This is a genomic window from Cellulosimicrobium sp. E-16 (assembly GCF_049913115.1).
GTDB lineage: Bacteria > Actinomycetota > Actinomycetes > Actinomycetales > Cellulomonadaceae > Cellulosimicrobium.
This window is the reverse complement of sequence record NZ_CP183974.1, coordinates 2375147-2391832: the sequence shown is the minus strand read 5'-3', so window position 1 is coordinate 2391832 and position 16686 is coordinate 2375147. Positions and strand designations below refer to the sequence as shown.

At 74.7% G+C, this 16686-nt stretch carries 16 protein-coding genes and 1 pseudogene; 6 read left to right on the top strand and 11 right to left on the bottom strand.

All coding sequences use genetic code 11. From position 1 onward, the window contains the following. Positions 1-36: 36 nt before the first annotated feature. Positions 37-1574, bottom strand: a pseudogene (locus tag ACN9MS_RS10660) (lipase maturation factor family protein). 94 nt (positions 1575-1668) lie between these two features. Between ACN9MS_RS10660 and ACN9MS_RS10655 the strand changes: the two are divergent. Together ACN9MS_RS10655 and ACN9MS_RS10650 are read left to right on the top strand one after the other, a co-directional pair. Next, positions 1669-3090 carry a UTP--glucose-1-phosphate uridylyltransferase gene (locus tag ACN9MS_RS10655; protein ID WP_426308603.1) on the top strand — a complete coding sequence of 474 codons (1422 nt, stop codon included), beginning with the start codon at positions 1669-1671 and terminating at the stop codon, positions 3088-3090. A gap of 44 nt (positions 3091-3134) precedes the next feature. Further along, positions 3135-3935, top strand: coding sequence for a hypothetical protein (locus ACN9MS_RS10650; RefSeq protein ID WP_426308602.1), 801 nt, complete (start codon positions 3135-3137; stop codon positions 3933-3935). Positions 3936-4108: 173 nt separating this feature from the next. On the opposite strand, the gene ACN9MS_RS10645 is transcribed toward ACN9MS_RS10650, so the two are convergent. The 10 genes from ACN9MS_RS10645 to ACN9MS_RS10600 all read right to left on the bottom strand — a co-directional run bounded on the left by ACN9MS_RS10645 (position 4109) and on the right by ACN9MS_RS10600 (position 13872). After that, positions 4109-4765: a YigZ family protein gene (locus ACN9MS_RS10645; RefSeq protein WP_426308601.1), complete on the bottom strand. Its 657-nt coding sequence runs from the start codon at positions 4763-4765 to the stop codon at positions 4109-4111. A gap of 144 nt (positions 4766-4909) precedes the next feature. After that, on the bottom strand, positions 4910-6358 hold the full coding sequence (gene argG, locus ACN9MS_RS10640; RefSeq protein WP_426308600.1) for an argininosuccinate synthase: 1449 nt from the start codon (positions 6356-6358) through the stop codon (positions 4910-4912). Between the two features lie 735 nt (positions 6359-7093). Next, the gene (locus ACN9MS_RS10635; protein WP_426308599.1) at positions 7094-7582 is read right to left on the bottom strand and encodes a VOC family protein; all 489 of its coding nucleotides are present in this window, start codon (positions 7580-7582) and stop codon (positions 7094-7096) included. 177 nt (positions 7583-7759) lie between these two features. Beyond that, positions 7760-8338 carry a Dps family protein gene (locus tag ACN9MS_RS10630; RefSeq protein WP_378233213.1) on the bottom strand — a complete coding sequence of 193 codons (579 nt, stop codon included), beginning with the start codon at positions 8336-8338 and terminating at the stop codon, positions 7760-7762. A 103-nt stretch (positions 8339-8441) separates the two neighbouring features. After that, positions 8442-8996: a hypothetical protein gene (locus ACN9MS_RS10625; protein ID WP_426308598.1), complete on the bottom strand. Its 555-nt coding sequence runs from the start codon at positions 8994-8996 to the stop codon at positions 8442-8444. After that, the gene (locus ACN9MS_RS10620) at positions 8993-10348 is read right to left on the bottom strand and encodes a DUF58 domain-containing protein (protein WP_426308597.1); all 1356 of its coding nucleotides are present in this window, start codon (positions 10346-10348) and stop codon (positions 8993-8995) included. The genes ACN9MS_RS10625 and ACN9MS_RS10620 overlap by 4 nt, the downstream gene beginning before the upstream one ends. Then, positions 10345-11352 (bottom strand): AAA family ATPase, encoded by a 1008-nt coding sequence (locus ACN9MS_RS10615; protein WP_426308596.1) that lies wholly within the window; start codon positions 11350-11352, stop codon positions 10345-10347. The genes ACN9MS_RS10620 and ACN9MS_RS10615 overlap by 4 nt, the downstream gene beginning before the upstream one ends. Beyond that, complete coding sequence (locus ACN9MS_RS10610) at positions 11349-11903, bottom strand: hypothetical protein (protein ID WP_426308595.1); 555 nt, start codon at positions 11901-11903, stop codon at positions 11349-11351. Before ACN9MS_RS10610 ends, ACN9MS_RS10615 begins: the two co-directional genes overlap by 4 nt. Continuing rightward, on the bottom strand, positions 11900-12706 hold the full coding sequence (locus ACN9MS_RS10605) for a DUF4129 domain-containing protein (RefSeq protein WP_426308594.1): 807 nt from the start codon (positions 12704-12706) through the stop codon (positions 11900-11902). Before ACN9MS_RS10605 ends, ACN9MS_RS10610 begins: the two co-directional genes overlap by 4 nt. Next, positions 12703-13872, bottom strand: coding sequence for a DUF3866 family protein (locus ACN9MS_RS10600; RefSeq protein WP_426308593.1), 1170 nt, complete (start codon positions 13870-13872; stop codon positions 12703-12705). The genes ACN9MS_RS10605 and ACN9MS_RS10600 overlap by 4 nt, the downstream gene beginning before the upstream one ends. A gap of 35 nt (positions 13873-13907) precedes the next feature. Here ACN9MS_RS10600 and ACN9MS_RS10595 point away from each other — a divergent pair, with 35 nt between their 5' ends. Genes ACN9MS_RS10595 through tatA form a run of 4 tightly spaced genes read left to right on the top strand, consistent with a single transcriptional unit; the run spans position 13908 to position 16681 of the window. Then, entirely contained in the window at positions 13908-15014 is a 1107-nt protein-coding gene (locus ACN9MS_RS10595; RefSeq protein ID WP_426308592.1) for a helix-turn-helix transcriptional regulator, read from the top strand. Further along, positions 15007-16020 (top strand): helix-turn-helix transcriptional regulator, encoded by a 1014-nt coding sequence (locus ACN9MS_RS10590; RefSeq protein ID WP_426308591.1) that lies wholly within the window; start codon positions 15007-15009, stop codon positions 16018-16020. The genes ACN9MS_RS10595 and ACN9MS_RS10590 overlap by 8 nt, the downstream gene beginning before the upstream one ends. A gap of 10 nt (positions 16021-16030) precedes the next feature. Further along, complete coding sequence (locus ACN9MS_RS10585) at positions 16031-16357, top strand: hypothetical protein (protein ID WP_426308590.1); 327 nt, start codon at positions 16031-16033, stop codon at positions 16355-16357. A 57-nt stretch (positions 16358-16414) separates the two neighbouring features. Further along, positions 16415-16681 (top strand): Sec-independent protein translocase subunit TatA, encoded by a 267-nt coding sequence (tatA, locus tag ACN9MS_RS10580; protein WP_426308589.1) that lies wholly within the window; start codon positions 16415-16417, stop codon positions 16679-16681. The last annotated feature ends 5 nt before the right edge of the window (positions 16682-16686 follow it).

Sequence of the window (16686 nt, the reverse complement as noted above, 5' to 3'; positions counted from 1 at the left end):
GCGCTGGCGGGGACCCGGAGCGAGCACGGTCCGGCGTCAGGCGCCCGCGCCGAGAAGGTGGCGCAGGCGCGCGAGGCCGACCGGGTCGACGAGCGTGCCGCGCTCCTCGCGCACCCACCAGTCACCCGAGCGCCGCCGCTCGTCGCGCGTCGTGTACCGGTAGCGGAAGACGCGGGCCCGCACCCACCGCGGGGCCGGGCCGGCGGGATCGTCCGCGAACGGGTCCGTCGCGAGCAGGCGCAGTGTCGGGGGGTCGGCCTCCAGGAGTCGCAGGAGGAGCACCTCGAACCACCGCGTCCCCGGCGACCCGAGCGCGAGGAACCACATCTGCCAGTCGAGCCGCAGGTGGTACGGCGCGACCTGCGGCGGGCGCCGCCCCACGTCGCCGGGCTTGCCGGGGAACGCGTACTCGACCCAGTCGTCCGGCCCGGGGGAACGGGCTGTCGACCCCTCGATCACGACCTCGTCCCGCCGCCGCGACACCGACCCGAACGCCCCGTACGCGTTGACGAGCCGGAACGGCTCGAAGCTCGCGTTCATGAGCTGCCGACGCGCGACCAGGTTGCGCGCCGGGCGCACGCTCAGCACGAGCAGCAGCGCCGACACCCCCAGCACCGCCACGACCAGGGCGGCCGGGCCGCCCAGGTCCGTCCCGCCGTCGGGAACCCGCCCACCGCCCCCGAGCGCCGGCACCAGCCACGACCCCACCGCCGCCCACGCGCCGTCGCTCACCACCCCCAGCCCGAGCACGACCGTCAGCCAGTTCAGCCACGCGAAGTTCCCCGTCACGAGCAGCCACGCCTGCGTGAGCACCACGACGCCCCCCGCCACGCTCGCCACCGGCTGCGGGGCGAACAGCGCGAACGGCACCACGAGCTGCGTCACGTGGTTGCCCGCCACCTCCACCAGGTGCCACCACCGCGGCAGGTGGTGCGCGTGCCACGAGAACGGCCCGGGCAGCGGCTGCGTCTCGTGGTGGTAGTACAGCGCCGTCAGGTCCCGCCAGGCCCGGTCGCCGCGATCTTGATGAGCCCTGCGCCCAGCTCGACCCGGAACAGGCACCACCGGGCCGCCAGCAGCACCAGCACCGGGGGAGCGACGCCCCCGCCCGACGACCCCAGCCAGCCCACGAGGAACGTCACCTCGCACAGCAGCGACTCCCAGCCGAACCCGTAGAACCGCTGCCCCACGTTCACCACCGACAGGTACGCCGCCCACAGCAGCAGGAACGCGAGGGTCGTCACCCACCACGGGCCCCGCTGCGGCACCCCCACCACGAGCAGCCCCGCGAGCACGACGCCGCACCACGCCATCGCCACCACGAACCGGTCCGGGCACCACCGCCGCAGCACGCTCGGCCCGTCCCGCCACGACGTGCGGGCCACGAACGCCGTCACCGGCAGCAGCCCGCGCTCGCCCAGCAGCGGCCGCCACTGCCGCACCACCACGACGAACGCCATCACGAGCACCGCCGCCGTGCCCCGCTGGAGCACCTCACGTGCCACGTCGTAGTCCGGTGCCCAGAACCACGACCCCAACCACGTCTCGACGCGGCCGGGCCACCCGTCCGCCATCCCTCCACGGTAGGCGTGTGACCCGCGTCTCACCCGAGCGCGGCGGTCAACCGCCGCCCTGCCCCGAGCAGGTCCCCGCCCCTACGATCGGGGCATGAGCAGCCAGGGCCTCACCCAGTCCACCGACCGCATGCGCGACGCCGGAGTCGCCCCCGCCGCCATCGACGTCTTCACCCGCTTCTACCGGCTCCTCGAGTCCGGCGCGACCGGCATGATCCCCGAGGCGGACGTCGAGCCACTCACCGACGTCACCCACCGCGACACGCTCGACGTCCCCGACGCCGCCGCGCGCGACGCCCTCCAGCGCACCGCGATCATCAAGCTCAACGGCGGACTTGGGACCTCCATGGGCATGGACCGCGCCAAGTCCCTCCTCACCGTGCGCGACGCCGACCCGCAGCGCCCCGACAGCGGCCCCCTCACCTTCCTCGACGTCATCGTCGCCCAGGTCCGCGCCGCCCGGCACGCCACCGGAGCACCCCTGCCCCTGCTCCTCATGAACTCGTTCCGCACCCAGGACGACACCCTCAGCGCGCTCGCCCCGCACGACGACCTCGCGGTCGGCGACCTCCCGCTCGACTTCCTGCAGAACCGCGAGCCCAAGCTCCTCGCGAGCGACCTCACGCCCGTCGACTGGCCCGCCGACCCCGAGCTCGAGTGGTGCCCGCCCGGCCACGGCGACCTGTACACCGCCCTCTACGCCTCCGGCGCCCTCCGCGCGCTGCTCGACGCCGGCTACCGGTACGCCAGCGTCTCCAACTCCGACAACCTCGGCGCCGCCCCCGACGCCACCATGGCCGGCTGGTTCGCCGCCAGCGGCGCCCCCTTCGCCGCCGAGGTCGCCCGCCGCACCCCCGCCGACCGCAAGGGCGGCCACCTCGTCGTGCGCCGCAGCGACGACCGCCTCGTGCTGCGCGAGACCGCACAGACGCCGCAGGACGACCAGGACGCCGCCGCAGACATCGGCCGGCACCGGTACTTCAACACCAACAACCTCTGGTTCGACCTCGAGGCGCTCGCGGCCGAGCTCGACCGCACCGGCGGCGTGCTCGAGCTCCCGCTCATCAAGAACACCAAGACCGTCGACCCGACCGACCCGACCTCGCCCGAGGTCGTCCAGATCGAGTCCGCCATGGGCGCCGCCGTCGAGGTGTTCGACGGCGCCGTCGCCATCGAGGTGGGCCGCGACCGGTTCCTGCCCGTCAAGACGACGAACGACCTCCTCGTCCTGCGCTCCGACGTCTACGACCTCGACGACCGCTACCGGTTCGTCGCCCGCACCGACGCGCCGCTCGTCGACCTCGACACCGCGTACTACAAGACCATCGCCGCGTTCGACGCCCGGTTCGACGACGGCACCCCGTCCCTGCGCGCGGCGCGGTCGCTCACCGTCCGCGGGGACTGGACCTTCGGCTCGGGCGTCACCGTCACCGGCGACGCCGAGCTCGCCGACCCGGGCGGCTCCTCGCGCGTCCCCGACGGCGCCGTGGTCGGACCGGACGGGGTCAGCGACTGACGCCGAGCGAGAGTGAACACGGCCCAACCTGGGAGGATGCCGTCATGATTCTCCTGGGCGCTCGTGTCACGCGGTGGCTGACCGACGTGCCGCAGCCAGGGCTGGTCGAGGTCGAGCTCGACGATGTCGAGGGCCGCACGCACCGCCTCGTCGAGAAGTCGGCGGTCGTCGACTCGACTGGGGTCGTCCGTCGTGATGGGAGATTCCCGATCGCTGTCGACCTCGCCTGCCGACCTCGTACGCAGTACCCCGGACTCGACGCCCAGGGCAGGGTCAACGCTGTGGACTTGTCACCCTGGGGGATCGGTGAGGATGACACCGTCTACGCGATCGGCCGAGAGAACCTGACCTGGGCGCCTCCGGCGGTGTACTCCGACCTCTCTGTCCGAGCCCGCCAGGCGGCGGGGCTCGTGACCTTTCGTCGCTGGCGAGCTTCAGTCGGGTTGTCCGCCTCCGAGTTCGACGCGCTCGAGGAGCACCTGTGGCAGTACGCGCTCGTCACCTCCGAGACGTTCGACGCGTGGCACGAGGCGGATCCCCTGACGCGACTGGGTTCGTCCGGGTCGCTACCTGCGCCGCTGCTCCGCTCGCTCGAAGCATCCGGCATCGATCCGGTGGAGCTCAGGTCGGTCATCGTCTCTCTCATCGAGATCACCTACGGCGGACTCTTCGGTCGGATCGAGAGCCGGTGGTCGCTCAGCGAGCTGGCCACGGTGATCGCGTTCGCTCAGCGTCAAGGAGTCGCACCGGCCCCTGCCGACGCGTTCGCCGACTGTCTCTGGATCGACGACGACTGGGGTCGTCCCACCGAGGCGATCGTCAGCAGCTGGCGCGCTGTCGTGTAGACCAGCGCGGGGCGGGCAGCTTCGCAGGCGGGCGGCGGATAACAGGTGCAGCGCCACCCACCACGACCACCCCACGCGGCCGTGCGCCGTCGGGCACCGTGACCAGACCTCTACCTCGACCGACCAGGCGTCTATGTGTACGGATCGGGGCTCCACCTCGGCAGGTCGTGTGCTCAGGTGTGGAGGTCGACGACGCGGTCGGGGCCGGGGTGGGCCGTGAGGGTGCCGGACGAGGCGGCGGCGAGGTCGGCGGTGAACCGGCCGAGCTCGACGGGCGGGACGAGGACGGTGAACTCCGCCTCGCTGCCGTACGTGACGTCGTCGAGGGTGCCGTCGTGCTGGGCGGCCCAGTCCCGCAGGATGCCGTGGAGGCGGCCGGCGTCTGCGTGTGGGACGTCGACGCGCACCTCGGTGAGCACCGCGCGGCGCACCGGGCGCGCGACGTCGAGCGCCTCGCTCACCGCGGACGAGTACGCACGCACGAGACCGCCCGTGCCGAGCAGCACGCCGCCGAAGTAGCGCGTGACGACGGCGACGACGTCGGTGACCTGGCGGTGCCGCAGCACCTCGAGCATCGGGACGCCCGCGGTGCCGGACGGCTCGCCGTCGTCGGTGGAGCGCTGCTGGTCGGCGTGGGCGCCGACGACGAGGGCGACGCAGTGGTGGCGCGCGTCCCAGTGCTCCTTGCGGAGTCGGGCGATCACGGCGTCCGCGTCTTCGACGGACGCGACGGGGGAGAGGTGCGCGAGGAAGCGGGACTTCTTGACGACGAGCTCGCGGTCGACGGGTCCGGCGATCGTCCCCCACAGCTCACCGGTGCCCGTGCTCATCCCGCGAGCCTATCCGCGCACGGCAGGCGCCACGCCCGCCCGCCCGCGAGAGGGCGACCTGCCGCCGGAAGGGCGACGCACGACCACGGAGAACCGGTCTCCGCGGTCGTGCGTCGCCGTCTCGCTGCGCTGGCCCGGGTCGGGTCAGTCCGTGCCCGACTCCATGGCGGCCCGGTCGAGGAGCGCGTCGTCGCCCTCGGCCATGCCGCGTGACGCGATCACCTCGGCGCCGCCCTCGGGCATGGCGCCGATGAGCTCCGTCGCGGCGCCCTGGGTCGCGCCGATGAGCGCGGCGTGCGTGGTCCCGACGATCCCGATGCCGGCGTACTGCTCGAGCTTGGCGCGCGAGTCGGCGATGTCGAGGTTGCGCATGGTGAGCTGGCCGATCCGGTCCATGGGGCCGAACGCGGAGTCCTCGGTGCGCTCCATCGAGAGCTTGTCCGGGTGGTAGCTGAACGCCGGGCCGGTCGTGTCGAGGATCGAGTAGTCCTCGCCGCGGCGCAGGCGCAGCGTGACCTCGCCCGTGACGGCGGTGCTGACCCAGCGCTGGAGCGACTCGCGGATCATGAGCGCCTGCGGGTCGAGCCAGCGACCCTCGTACATGAGGCGGCCCAGGCGGCGGCCCTCGGTGTGGTACTGCGCGAGGGTGTCCTCGTTGTGGATCGCGTTGACGAGGCGCTCGTACGCCGCGTGCAGGAGCGCCATGCCGGGTGCCTCGTAGATACCGCGGCTCTTGGCCTCGATGATGCGGTTCTCGATCTGGTCCGACATGCCGAGACCGTGGCGGCCGCCGATCGCGTTGGCCTCGTTCACCAGGTCGACGGCGGACTCGAACTCGTGCCCGTTGATCGTGACGGGACGGCCCTGGACGAAGCCGATCGTCACGTCCTCGGTCGCGATCTCGACCGACGGGTCCCAGAACCGCACGCCCATGATGGGGTCGACGGTCTCGATGCCGGTGTCGAGGTGCTCCAGCGTCTTCGCCTCGTGCGTCGCGCCCCAGATGTTCGCGTCCGTGGAGTACGCCTTCTCGGTGCTGTCGCGGTAGGGGAGGTCGTGGGCGAGCAGCCACTCCGACATCTCCTTGCGGCCCCCGAGCTCGGTGACGAAGTCGGCGTCGAGCCACGGCTTGTAGATGCGCAGGGCCGGGTTCGCGAGCAGGCCGTAGCGGTAGAACCGCTCGATGTCGTTGCCCTTGAACGTGGACCCGTCGCCCCAGATCTGCACGTCGTCCTCGTGCATCGCGCGCACCAGCAGGGTGCCGGTGACGGCGCGGCCCAGGGGAGTGGTGTTGAAGTACGCGCGCCCGCCGGAGCGGATGTGGAACGCACCGCACGCCAGGGCAGCGAGGCCCTCCTCGACGAGTGCCGCGCGGCAGTCGACGAGGCGCGCGACCTCGGCGCCGTACGCGGTCGCGCGCCCCGGCACCGACGCGATGTCGGGCTCGTCGTACTGGCCGATGTCGGCGGTGTAGGTGCAGGGCACGGCGCCCTTGTCGCGCATCCAGGCGACGGCGACGGACGTGTCGAGGCCGCCGGAGAACGCGATCCCGACGCGCTCGCCGACGGGGAGGGAGGTGAGAACCTTGGACATGCTCAAAGTATGCGTCAATCTGCATAGGTATTCAATCTCGCGCGATGCACCATGTCTCCGCGAGTCCCTCGCGGCGCGTCCGAACTGGTAATAGTGTGCCAAGCAGGTAGGTTTGCGCCCGTGACCACCGACGCCACCGTCCCACCTGACGACGGCCCCGACGAGACGGGCGCGAGTCCCGCGGCGACGCCGTCTCGCTATCCCCGACCGACGGTCTCGCTGGACGAGGCCGAGTGGGTGTGGCGGACGCTCGCCACCGAGGCGATGGTGGAGTCGGCGAAGCCGGAGACGGTGCGACTCGCCGTGATCGCGGGGCTCACGCGCGCGACGGGCGCCCGCTACGGCGACCTCCTGCGGTGCACGGCCGAGGCGATCGACCTCGGCCCGGCGACGGCGCGGACGGGGGAGGGGAGGGTCGTCCTCACGCACGGCAAGCACCGCACGGTCCGCGAGCACGTGCTCAGCGCGAGCGTCGTCGTCGTGCTGCGGCGCTGGATGGCTGTGCGGGAGGTGCTCGCCGCGGACCTCGAGGGGTCGGTGCCGCGTGCGCTGCTGCTCACGGTGCACCATACGCACGACAACGGCGTCACGGTCTCCAGCGGCCTGCCCATCACCAAGCAAGGGCTCGTGCTCTCGTGGCGGCGGTTCGTGCACCGGACGAATGCCCGATACGGCGCTGTGCGGGCGCCGTTGCCGACCCGCTTCGAGCAGGTCCGGCGGGCGTGGGTCGAGGCGTCAGCGCCCGTCGGGAGCGGGATCGTCGCCGGTCCCGGGCTCGGAGACGACTCCGGGCGGGACGCCTTCCTCGCCGCCGAGCTCCTGGAACAGGGTGACGTGGAGGCCGGCGGGGGCGTCGAGCCGTGAGTTGAGCGAGCCCCAGGGGGTGCGGGTCGGGGGAGCGACGAGCTCCGCCCCGCCACCTACCGCGCGGTCGGTGGCGACCCGGGCGTCGTCGACCTCGAACGCGACCCGCAGGTGGCCCGCGACCTGGCGCCCGACCTCCACGTCGTCGATCGCCCGCTTGTGCGCGGGGTTCGCGATCTCGAGCGTCGCGTGCCCGACGTCGAGGATCGCCACCCGGTCGTCCTCGCCGTCGGCGTACGCGATGCGCTCGGGGAGGCCCAGGACGTCGCGGTAGAACGTGAGGGCGGCGTCATAGTCGTCCGCCTCCACGACGAGGCGGAGCTGGCGGACGACGGGCCGTCGAGGAGAGTTGTCGCTCATCCGGCGACCCTATGTCACCTCCTCAAAAAATAGTGTGCCAAGCGCTCCCAAACACCCCCGCTGCCGTACACGGCTCGCCACACAGCACGGAGAAGCCGGCCGCACGCCACGTCGGGTAGACCGTGGCGTGCGGCCGGCTCTGTGCTGCGGAGAAGCGGTCCGGCGGGGGAGCGGGCGTCAGGGCTGGCGAGCCGCCGCCTGCTCGGCCTTGCGCGCGGCACCGGTCTCGGTGCGCGCGCCGTCGGTGGAGAGGTCACCACCGGTCGACTCGAGGTGCGCGCGGACGAACCAGTGGAACAGCTCGAGGTCGTGCAGGTGCCCGATGAGCAGGTCGTTGGTCACGTCGTCGAGCTCCTCGGTCGCGGTCGCGGCCTCGCGGTGCGCCGTGATGACCCCGACGTACACCTCGTCGAGGGCCCCCAGGTGGGCGATGGTCGAGGCGCGGCCGAGCGAGTAGTCCTCCCAGCTCCGCTCGGCGACCAGCGCGCCGGGCGTGCCCTGCGGGGAGACACCCAGCGTCGCGATGCGCTCCGCGACGGCGTCGACCATCGCGCGGACGGCGTCGACCTGCGGGTCGATCATCTCGTGCACCGCGATGAAGTGGGGTCCGACGACGTTCCAGTGGATGTGCTTGAGCGTGAGCTGAAGATCGTTGAGCGCGTGCAGGCGCTCCTGGAGGATCCCGGCGACCTTCGCCCCTTCCTCGGGGGTGAGCGACGGGACGGTGTACTTCGGCAGGTCGGAGCGAGCGGCCATGGGTGCCTCCTCGGGTCGGGTGCGGTCGCCGCGGTGACGGCGGGACGGCGTCGGGCGCCGTCCCGCCATCGTCGGGCGGTCCCCGGCCGCTCGCAGCGCGACGTCAGTCCCGCGGCGAGACGAGCAGCACGAGGCCCAGCACCGCGATCCCGCCGAGTGCGCTGGCGACCGCCGACGAGACGTCTCCCGCGGTGATCGCCTGCACGGCGAGCGCCACCACGAGGAGCACGGCCTGGAGCACGACGACCCTGCGGAGGTCGGGCACGACGGCGCGCAGCTCCGCGCGCGCCTCGGGGGGCACGTGGTCCGACCACCAGGCGGTGCGCAGGACGAGGTGACCCAGCGGGAGGAGGGCGAGCACGACGGGGTCGAAGGGCGCGTTCCCGTCCGCGAGCATGACGAGCCCGCCGAGGAGCACGAGCAGGTGGGGCACCGGCGGTGCGGGCAGGTAGGCGGTGACGGCCCCGAGGCCGAGCGCGGCACCCCAGACGAACGACGGTGCGAGCCCGGTCGTCTGGAGCGCGGCTCCGGCGAAGGCGGTGGCGAGGGCGAGGAGGAGGACGCGCGGGCCCCACCCGGGGAAGGTGCGCGCGGTCTCGACCTGGAGGCGGGGGCGTGGTCCGGCGGTGACGACCTCGCGTCGGGCGGGTCGCCTCATCGGGTGCTCCCGGCAGGGGTCGGGCGACCGGGTCCTTGCCGGTCGAGGCGTCGTGCCGCGAGCTCGAGCGTCCCGCGCGCGCCGTCGGCGCCGGGCGTGCCGTCGTACCAGCGTGCGACGACGATCCCGCGCTCTCGCAGGTCGTGGACGCGGTCCGCGCGCTCGTGGCGCGTGACGGTCCAGGCGGTCGCGACGTGGTCGTCGACCTCGGCGACGGAGACGGGTGGGAGGACGTCGACGACGACCACGACGTGTCCGGTGTCGTGCCACTGGCGGGCGAGGCGGGGAGCCTCGTCGTCGAGCAGGGTCGAGAAGAGGTAGACGGCGGCGCCGGCGGGGACCTGGGGCGGGCGGTGGCGGGCGGAGGGGTCGCCGACGGGTCGGGCGAGGGCGAGGCCGTGGAGGATGCGGCGCAGGTGGCGTCGTCCGCCGCCGGGACGGACGGGTCGGGCGAGGCGGCCGAGGTCGTCGAGGGCGACGCGGTCGCCATCGGCGAGGACGGCCTGGGCGATGGACGCGGCGGCGTGGCGGGCGAGGTCGAGGGACGTGGCCTCGTCGGGGCGCTGGGCGCCGACGCCGCTCCAGGTGGAGAGGTCGGGGGCGACGTCGTCGCGGGAGTCGACGACGAGCACGACGGTCGCCTCGGCGGTCCCGAAGGTCCGGCGGACGTAGAGGGTGTCGAGAGTGGGGGAGCGGCGGGCGGTGGCGCGCCAGTCGATGCGGCGTAGCCGGTCGCCGGGGCGGAAGGCGTCGACGTCGCGCAGCTCGGTGCCGTCGCCGGGGCGCCGGGAGGTGTGGGGGCCGGAGAGTCCGCGCAGGCGGGAGGAGAGGGGCAGGCGTCCGAGCGGGGTCGGGCGGGGCAGGACGAGGCGGCGCGGGCCGCGGGCGACGCGGGCGACCTGCTCCTCGACCCCGTCGGGCCCGTACGCGGCGTAGTCGACGCGGAGGGTGTCGGTGACGCCGGTGCGGGCGGAGGGTGCGTGCCAGGCGAGCTCGTGGGTTCCGGCCGTGGTGCGGACCAGGCGTTCGGTGACGAGGCCGCCGGGGGCGAGGGCGCGCAGCCGCAGGAGCTCGACGCCGGGTGGGACGTCGGCGACGGTGCGGGCGGCGAGGGTCCCGGCCGGGGCGTCGGTGTCGAGGACGACCCGCACGGTGACCGGTCCGTCGGGACGGTGGGTCCAGCCCCAGACGGCGCCGAGCAGCGGCGCGAGACCGAGGAGTGCGGCGTCGGGGCGGCGGAAGAGGACGCCGAGGGCGAGGAGGGTCGTGCCCAGGAGGACGCCCGCGGCGAGGTGGACGGTCGTGCGCCAGCGGGGCGCGTCCGTGTCGCGCTCCGCCGCGGGGGTGCTCATCCGCGAGCGCCGACGGTGGCGGGGCCGGGGACGGTCTGGAGGATGCCGGCGACGACGGTCTCGGGTCGGAGGTCGGCGGCCCATGCCCCGGGGGTGAGGGTGAGGCGGTGGGCGAGCACGGGGACGGCGACGCGCTTGACGTCCTCGGGCAGGACGACGTCGCGCCCGTCGAGCACGGCGACGCCGCGGGCGAGGAGGGCGAGGTTCTGGGACCCGCGGGGGGACGCGCCGACCTCGAGGTCGCGGTGGGTGCGGGTGGCGGCGGCGAGGTCGACGCAGTAGGCGATGACGTCGGGGTGGACGTCGACCTGCTCGACGGCGGCCTGCATGGCGAGGACGGTGTCGTGGTCGACGACCTGGTGGACGACGGGGTCGTCGTGCCGGCGGGTGATGCGGCGGGTGAGGACCTCGCGCTCCTCGTCGCGCGCGGGGTACCCGACGGACAGGCGCACCATGAAGCGGTCGAGCTGTGCCTCGGGCAGCGGGTAGGTGCCTTCGTGCTCGACGGGGTTGGACGTCGCGACGACGTGGAAGGGGCGGGGCAGCACGTGGGTGGCGCCCTCGACGGTGACCTGGCGCTCGGCCATGGACTCGAGCAGCGCGGACTGCGTCTTGGGTGCGGTGCGGTTGATCTCGTCGGCGAGCAGCAGCCCCGTGAAGACGGGCCCGGGCCGGAACTCGAAGGTCCGGGTCGCGGGGTCGTACACGGAGGACCCGGTGACGTCGGAGGGCAGGAGGTCGGGGGTGCACTGGAGGCGTGTGAAGTCGAGGCCGAGCGCGCGGGCGAGGCTGCGGGCGGCGAGGGTCTTGCCGAGCCCGGGGACGTCCTCGAAGAGCACGTGCCCTCCGGCGAGCACGGTGGCGAGCGCGAGCGTGAGGGGTTCGCGGGCGCCGACGACGGCCGTCGCGACCTCGTCGAGGACGGCGCGGCCGTGCGCGGCGACGGCCGGCACGTCGAGGGTCGCGGGCTGCGCGGCGGTGCTGGCGGCGGGGTCGGCGGTCATCGGGGTGTCCCTCCGTCGGGGCGGTCCGGGGTGGCGTGGGTGGTGAGGGCCTGGTCGAGACGGTCGAGCGCCGCGAGCCAGGTGTCGAGCTCTGCGGGCGTCGGGAGGCGCCCGTCGGTGACGAGGTCGTGGACGGTGCGGGCGGCACGAGGGCCGAGGAGCCGTGCCAGGTGGGTCGCGGCGCCGGGGTCGGCGAGGTCGTCGATCCCGTGGTGGGCGAGGCGACGTTCCGTGAGGTGCCGCACCCGTCGGGCGGCGGTGACCGTGACCCGTCCGTCGCGGCCCAGGACCGACCAGCCGAGGTCGGACACGTCGCGCCGGTTGCCGTCGCGCCGCACGTCGGGGACGCGCGGCCACACGGTGTCCCCGGCGTAGCCGGTGCGGTGCCACAGCACGACGCCCGCGACGCCGAGGGTCGTGAGCATGAGGGCGTGCGCGGGCGAGGACCCGAGCAGCACGAGGACCACGCCGATCCCCACGACGGCGGCGGCCGCGAGCAGGGCGTGCCGGTCTCCCGGGCGCAGGCGACCCCATCGCTCGCGCGCCCTCACGGCCGCGCCTCGTCGTAGAGCGGGCGGTCGTGGGGCGCGGCCGGGTCGGTTGTCCCGTCCGCGGGGCGTCCGGCCCGCGTCGCGAGGTCCGCCCCGATGCGGGCGAGCGCGGCGCGTGCCGCCTCCAGGTCGTGCACGCCGAGCGGCGTCTCGCCGAACCGGGCCCGGTGGTACAGGCCGCGGAGCGTCGCGACGGCGTCCGCGTCCACCCGGGTGCTGGCCAGGACGGCGCTCGTGAACTCCGTCGGGGTCTGTGCGGGGTCTCGCCGGGTGCCCGCCCGCTCCGCGGCACGCTCGAGCGCGACCCACGCGGCGACGACGGCGTCGTGCGGGTCGGCGTCCGGCGCGCGCAGGTCGTCGTGGGCCCGCTCGACGGCGTCCCGCAGCTCCGGCACGACCGGGTCCTCCGCGGCGTGGACGGAGACGTCGCCGGGTGCCGTGACGAGGATCTCCCGTCGGCGACGTCGCGCGAGCAGGGCCGGGAGGTAGCGGCGCGCGAGCACGACGAGGACCACGAGCACGACCACGCCCAGGAACACGAGCAGGTATGCGTCGAACGACATGCCGCCCGTGTCGGCCAGGTTCCGGAGATCGTCCGGCCCGGTGCTCGTGTCGCGGATCGTGGCGGTGTCGGGCGGGGGCGCGACCGGGTCCTGCGCGACGTCGTCGAACCAGCCCGGCGTCTGCCAGCCCCACGGTGCGCCGACGGCCGCGGCGAGCACCGCCGCGAGCGCCAACGCGGCGACGGCGGCGAAGCGACCCGGCCCGGGCCGGCGGTGGTTCTCCCCCTGCGGTGCGGTCATGCGGGTCGCAGCGACTCGGCGTGGACGCCGGCGACGGCGGCGGCGACGAACGCGGCGGGGTCGGCGTCGAGGCCGCGGCCCATGGTGGAGAGCCGGACGGGGACGTCGTGGAGGGCGTCGAGGAGGGCGGGGCCGGCGGGGACGTCGACGAGGTGGTGGCGCCCGGTGGGGGCGGCGAGGGTCGCGGACTGCTGGGCGACGCGGCGGGTGAGGTCGGCGCCCCACGCGGGGAGCGCTTCGACGTCGGGCGTGGGGACGGGGACGGGGACGTCGCTGGCGGCGAGGGCGACGCGGCCGTAGGCGGTGAGGGAGTGGTGGGAGACGCCGAGGTGGCGGTCGCGGGCGTCGGCGCCGGAGACGCGCAGGGACGCGACGGGTCGGCCACCCAGGGCGGCGACAGCGTTGAGGGCCTCGCCGGCGGCGACGCCGGAGAAGCCCCAGCGGGTGCCGGTGCCGAGGTTGCCGGGTCCTTGGGCGACGACGACGAGGTCGGCGCCGGTGACGTGGCGCGCGGCGAGGAGGCCGGTGTGCACGGTGACGGCCTCGAGGTCGCCGCCGAACGCCTGCCCGACGGTGAGGCAGGTGTCGATCCAGCCGGTGTCGCGCAGGGTGGCGACGGTGCGGGAGAACGCGGCGGGCAGGGCGCCGCCGTCGGTCATGACGTAGGCGACGCGGGGTGCGGGGCGGCCCGCGAGCGCCGCGGCGTGCCGGGCGCCGGCGACGACGGCGGGCAGGGCGGAGTGGAGGTCGGCGACGACGACGGGGGTGGCGTCGAGGTCGTCGGCGTCACGGAGGGTGTCGTGGTGGGGGGACTCCTGCTCGTCGACGCCGAGGACGAGGGCCTGGAGGGGGGTGTAGCGGGCCTTGACGAGGTGGCCGGGTCCGGGTGCGGGGTCGGGCGGGAGGGGGGTGCCGGGCCGGGCGGGCCCGACGACGAGGGCGTACCCGCCGGTGCCGAGGCCGCGTGCGAGGGCGGAGACGTTGAGGAGCACGTGGTCGCCGGGGTCGGGGGTGCCGACGAGCTGGGTGTAGGCGAGGGCGCGCACGGTGGCGTCGGGGTCGTCGTCCCGCCCGGGGAGGGGGTCGTGGAGCCGCACGTGCAGCTCCTGGGCGCCGGTCCAGGCCTTCGCGTGCGACACCACGGTCGCGGTCCGCCACGTGATCACGCGGCACACCCTACCGAGCGACTAGCGTGGTGCCGATGTCCGAGCCCACGCCTCCCTCCGTCGCGCCCGATCCCGCGTCCTCGTCGTCGGGGTCGTCGCCGACGAACCCGGCGGCGCGTCTGCTGAACCTGGTGATCGCGCTGGTGAACACGAACGCGTCGATGACGAAGCAGCAGATCCGCATCAGCGTGGCGGGGTACGGCGACGCGCCCTCTCCAGACGCGTTCGAACGCATGTTCGAGCGCGACAAGGACACGCTGCGTGACCTGGGGATCCCGATCGTCACGGTGGACGCGGGCGGGCACGCGGACGAGGTGGGGTACCGGATCGACCAGGACGCGTACGCGCTGCCTGCGGTGGACCTCACGCCGGCGGAGCTGGGGGTGCTCGCGCTGGCGACGCAGTTCTGGCAGGACAAGACGCTGCGGACGGACATCTCGCGGGCGTTGACGAAGCTGCGCGCGGCGGGCGCGGGGGAGACCGCGATGGACGTCGTCGCGGGCCTGGCGCCGCAGGTGCGTCCGGTGGGCGACGCGTACGCAACCCTCATGGACGCGATCTCGGCGCGGCGCGCGGTGTCGTTCACGTACCGGGCGGCGAGCACGGGGGAGGTGCGGGCGCGGCGCGCGCAGCCGTGGCGGATCGCGGCGCGGCGCGGCGGCTGGTACCTGGTCGGGTTCGACCTGGACCGCGGGGCGCCGCGGTCGTACCGGCTGAGCCGCGTCGAGGGCCGGGTGCGGGCGACGGGCCCGCGCGACGCGTTCGAGGTGCCGGCGCACGTGGACGTGGACGCGGCGCTGGGCACGCGTGACGCGGGCGGGGTCGCGCGCCTGGCGGTCGTGCCGGAGCGGGCGGGCGCGCTGCGGGCGCGCGGCACGGTCGTGGGGTCGGTGCCGGACGCGCGGGCGGGCGACGGCGCGGGTCGTGATGTGCTCGAGGTCGCGTACGACGTGCGGTACGCGCTGGCGGACGAGGTCGTGGGGTACGGGGACGCGGTGCTGGTGCTCGGGCCGCCGGACCTGCGGGCGGCGGTCGTGCGGCGGCTGCGGGACGCGGCGGGGTTGGGCTCCACGCAGGACGCCGGGGCCGACGCGGGCACGGGCACGGGTGAGGGGTCGACGGAGGTGACGGGGCGTGGCTGAGCGCGCGGACGACCGGCTGGTGCGCCTGCTGGGCATCGTCGCGTACCTGGACGGGGCGGGGCCGGTGCCGGTGGGCGAGCTCGCCCGGCACTTCGGCGTCAGCGAGCGCCAGGTCCTGGACGACGTCGACGCCCTGTGGGTGTCCGGCACGCCCGGGTACTGGCCGGACGACCTCATCGACTTCGACGCCGACTCGATCGAGCGCGGCGTCGTGCGGCTCACGGAGGCGCGCGGCATGACCCGGCCCCTGCGGCTCGGCACGCGTGAGGCGGTCGCGCTCGTCGCGGCGCTGCGCGCCATGCGGGAGACCGCGGCGGTGCAGGCCGACCCGGAGCGTGCGGGCGTCGTCGAGTCGGTGCTGCGCAAGCTCACCGACGCGACGGGCGAGGCGGCGGCAGCGCTCGACGTGCAGCTCGCCCCCGAGGGCGACCCGCGCGTGGTCGCGGCGATCACGAGCGCGCTCGTCGCGGGCCACCGCCTGCGGATCCGGTACGTGACGGCCGCGGACGAGGAGTCCGAGCGCGAGGTCGACCCCGTGTCCCTGCACACGCAGGACGAGCACGCCTACCTGCTCGCGTGGTGCCACCGCGCCCGCGGGCGCCGCACGTTCCGCGTCGACCGCATCCTCGCCGCCACCGAGCTGGACCAGCCCGTCGAGGGGCACGACGTCGACCCCGACGTCGACTTCACCCCCACCGGCGACGCGCCGCTCGCGACGATCACGTTCGCCAGCCCCGCGCGCGCCGTCGCCGAGCAGGTCCCCGTCGAGTCCGTGCGCAACCTGCCCGACGGCGCGTTCGAGGTGCGCCTGCGCGTCACCAACCCGGTGTGGCTGCGCCAGCTCCTCACCGAGCGGGCGCGGCACGTGCTCGCCGTCGAGCCCGCGTCGGTCGCGCGCGACGTGCGCGACGCCGCGAGCGCCGCCCTGTCCGCGTACGCGCACCTGCCGGGCGGGCCCGACGCCGGTGCGGGCGACGCGGCGTCCGGCGAGCGGACCGCTGGCTAGGGTGGGCGGCATGTGGTTCTGGGTCTGGACGCTGCTCGTCGTGGGCACGCTCGTCGGCGCGTTCTTCCTCGCACGGCGCCTGTGGCGGTCGGTGAAGGGGCTGGGGCGCGAGCTGTCGCGCGCCTCGCAGGTCGCGGCGGACATGAGCGCGCGGGCGGACGAGCTGTCGCGGGCCCTGGAGGAGGCGCAGCCGTCGACCGCGCCGACCCTGTTCGACGACCCGGTCGTGCTCCAGGAGCGCGTGGACCTGCTGCGCGCCGAGCGGGCGGAGCGGCGCGTGCTGCGGCGGCGGCGCGACGAGCAGGTCTGGTCCCGCTGGCGCCGGTTCAACGCGTAGGGTTCACCGCGTAGACTCGCTCGCGTAGCGCCGTTCGCCTCGAGGAGGAGTTAGCCCATGGGCATGCTCAAGCCCTGGCACATCATCGTGCTGGTCGTCGTCATCCTGCTCCTGTTCGGCGCGCGCCGGCTCCCGGACCTGGCCAAGAGCGTGGGCCAGTCGCTGAAGATCTTCAAGAGCGAGGTCAAGGACCTGCGCGAGGACGACACCCCGCCGCCCGCGGCGGGTGGCACGGGCACGACGACCCCGTCGACCGGTACCTCCGCGCCGACCGTGACCGGAGGGACCACGTCGCCCGAACCGGGCGACACCTCGAAGGGATAGTCGGT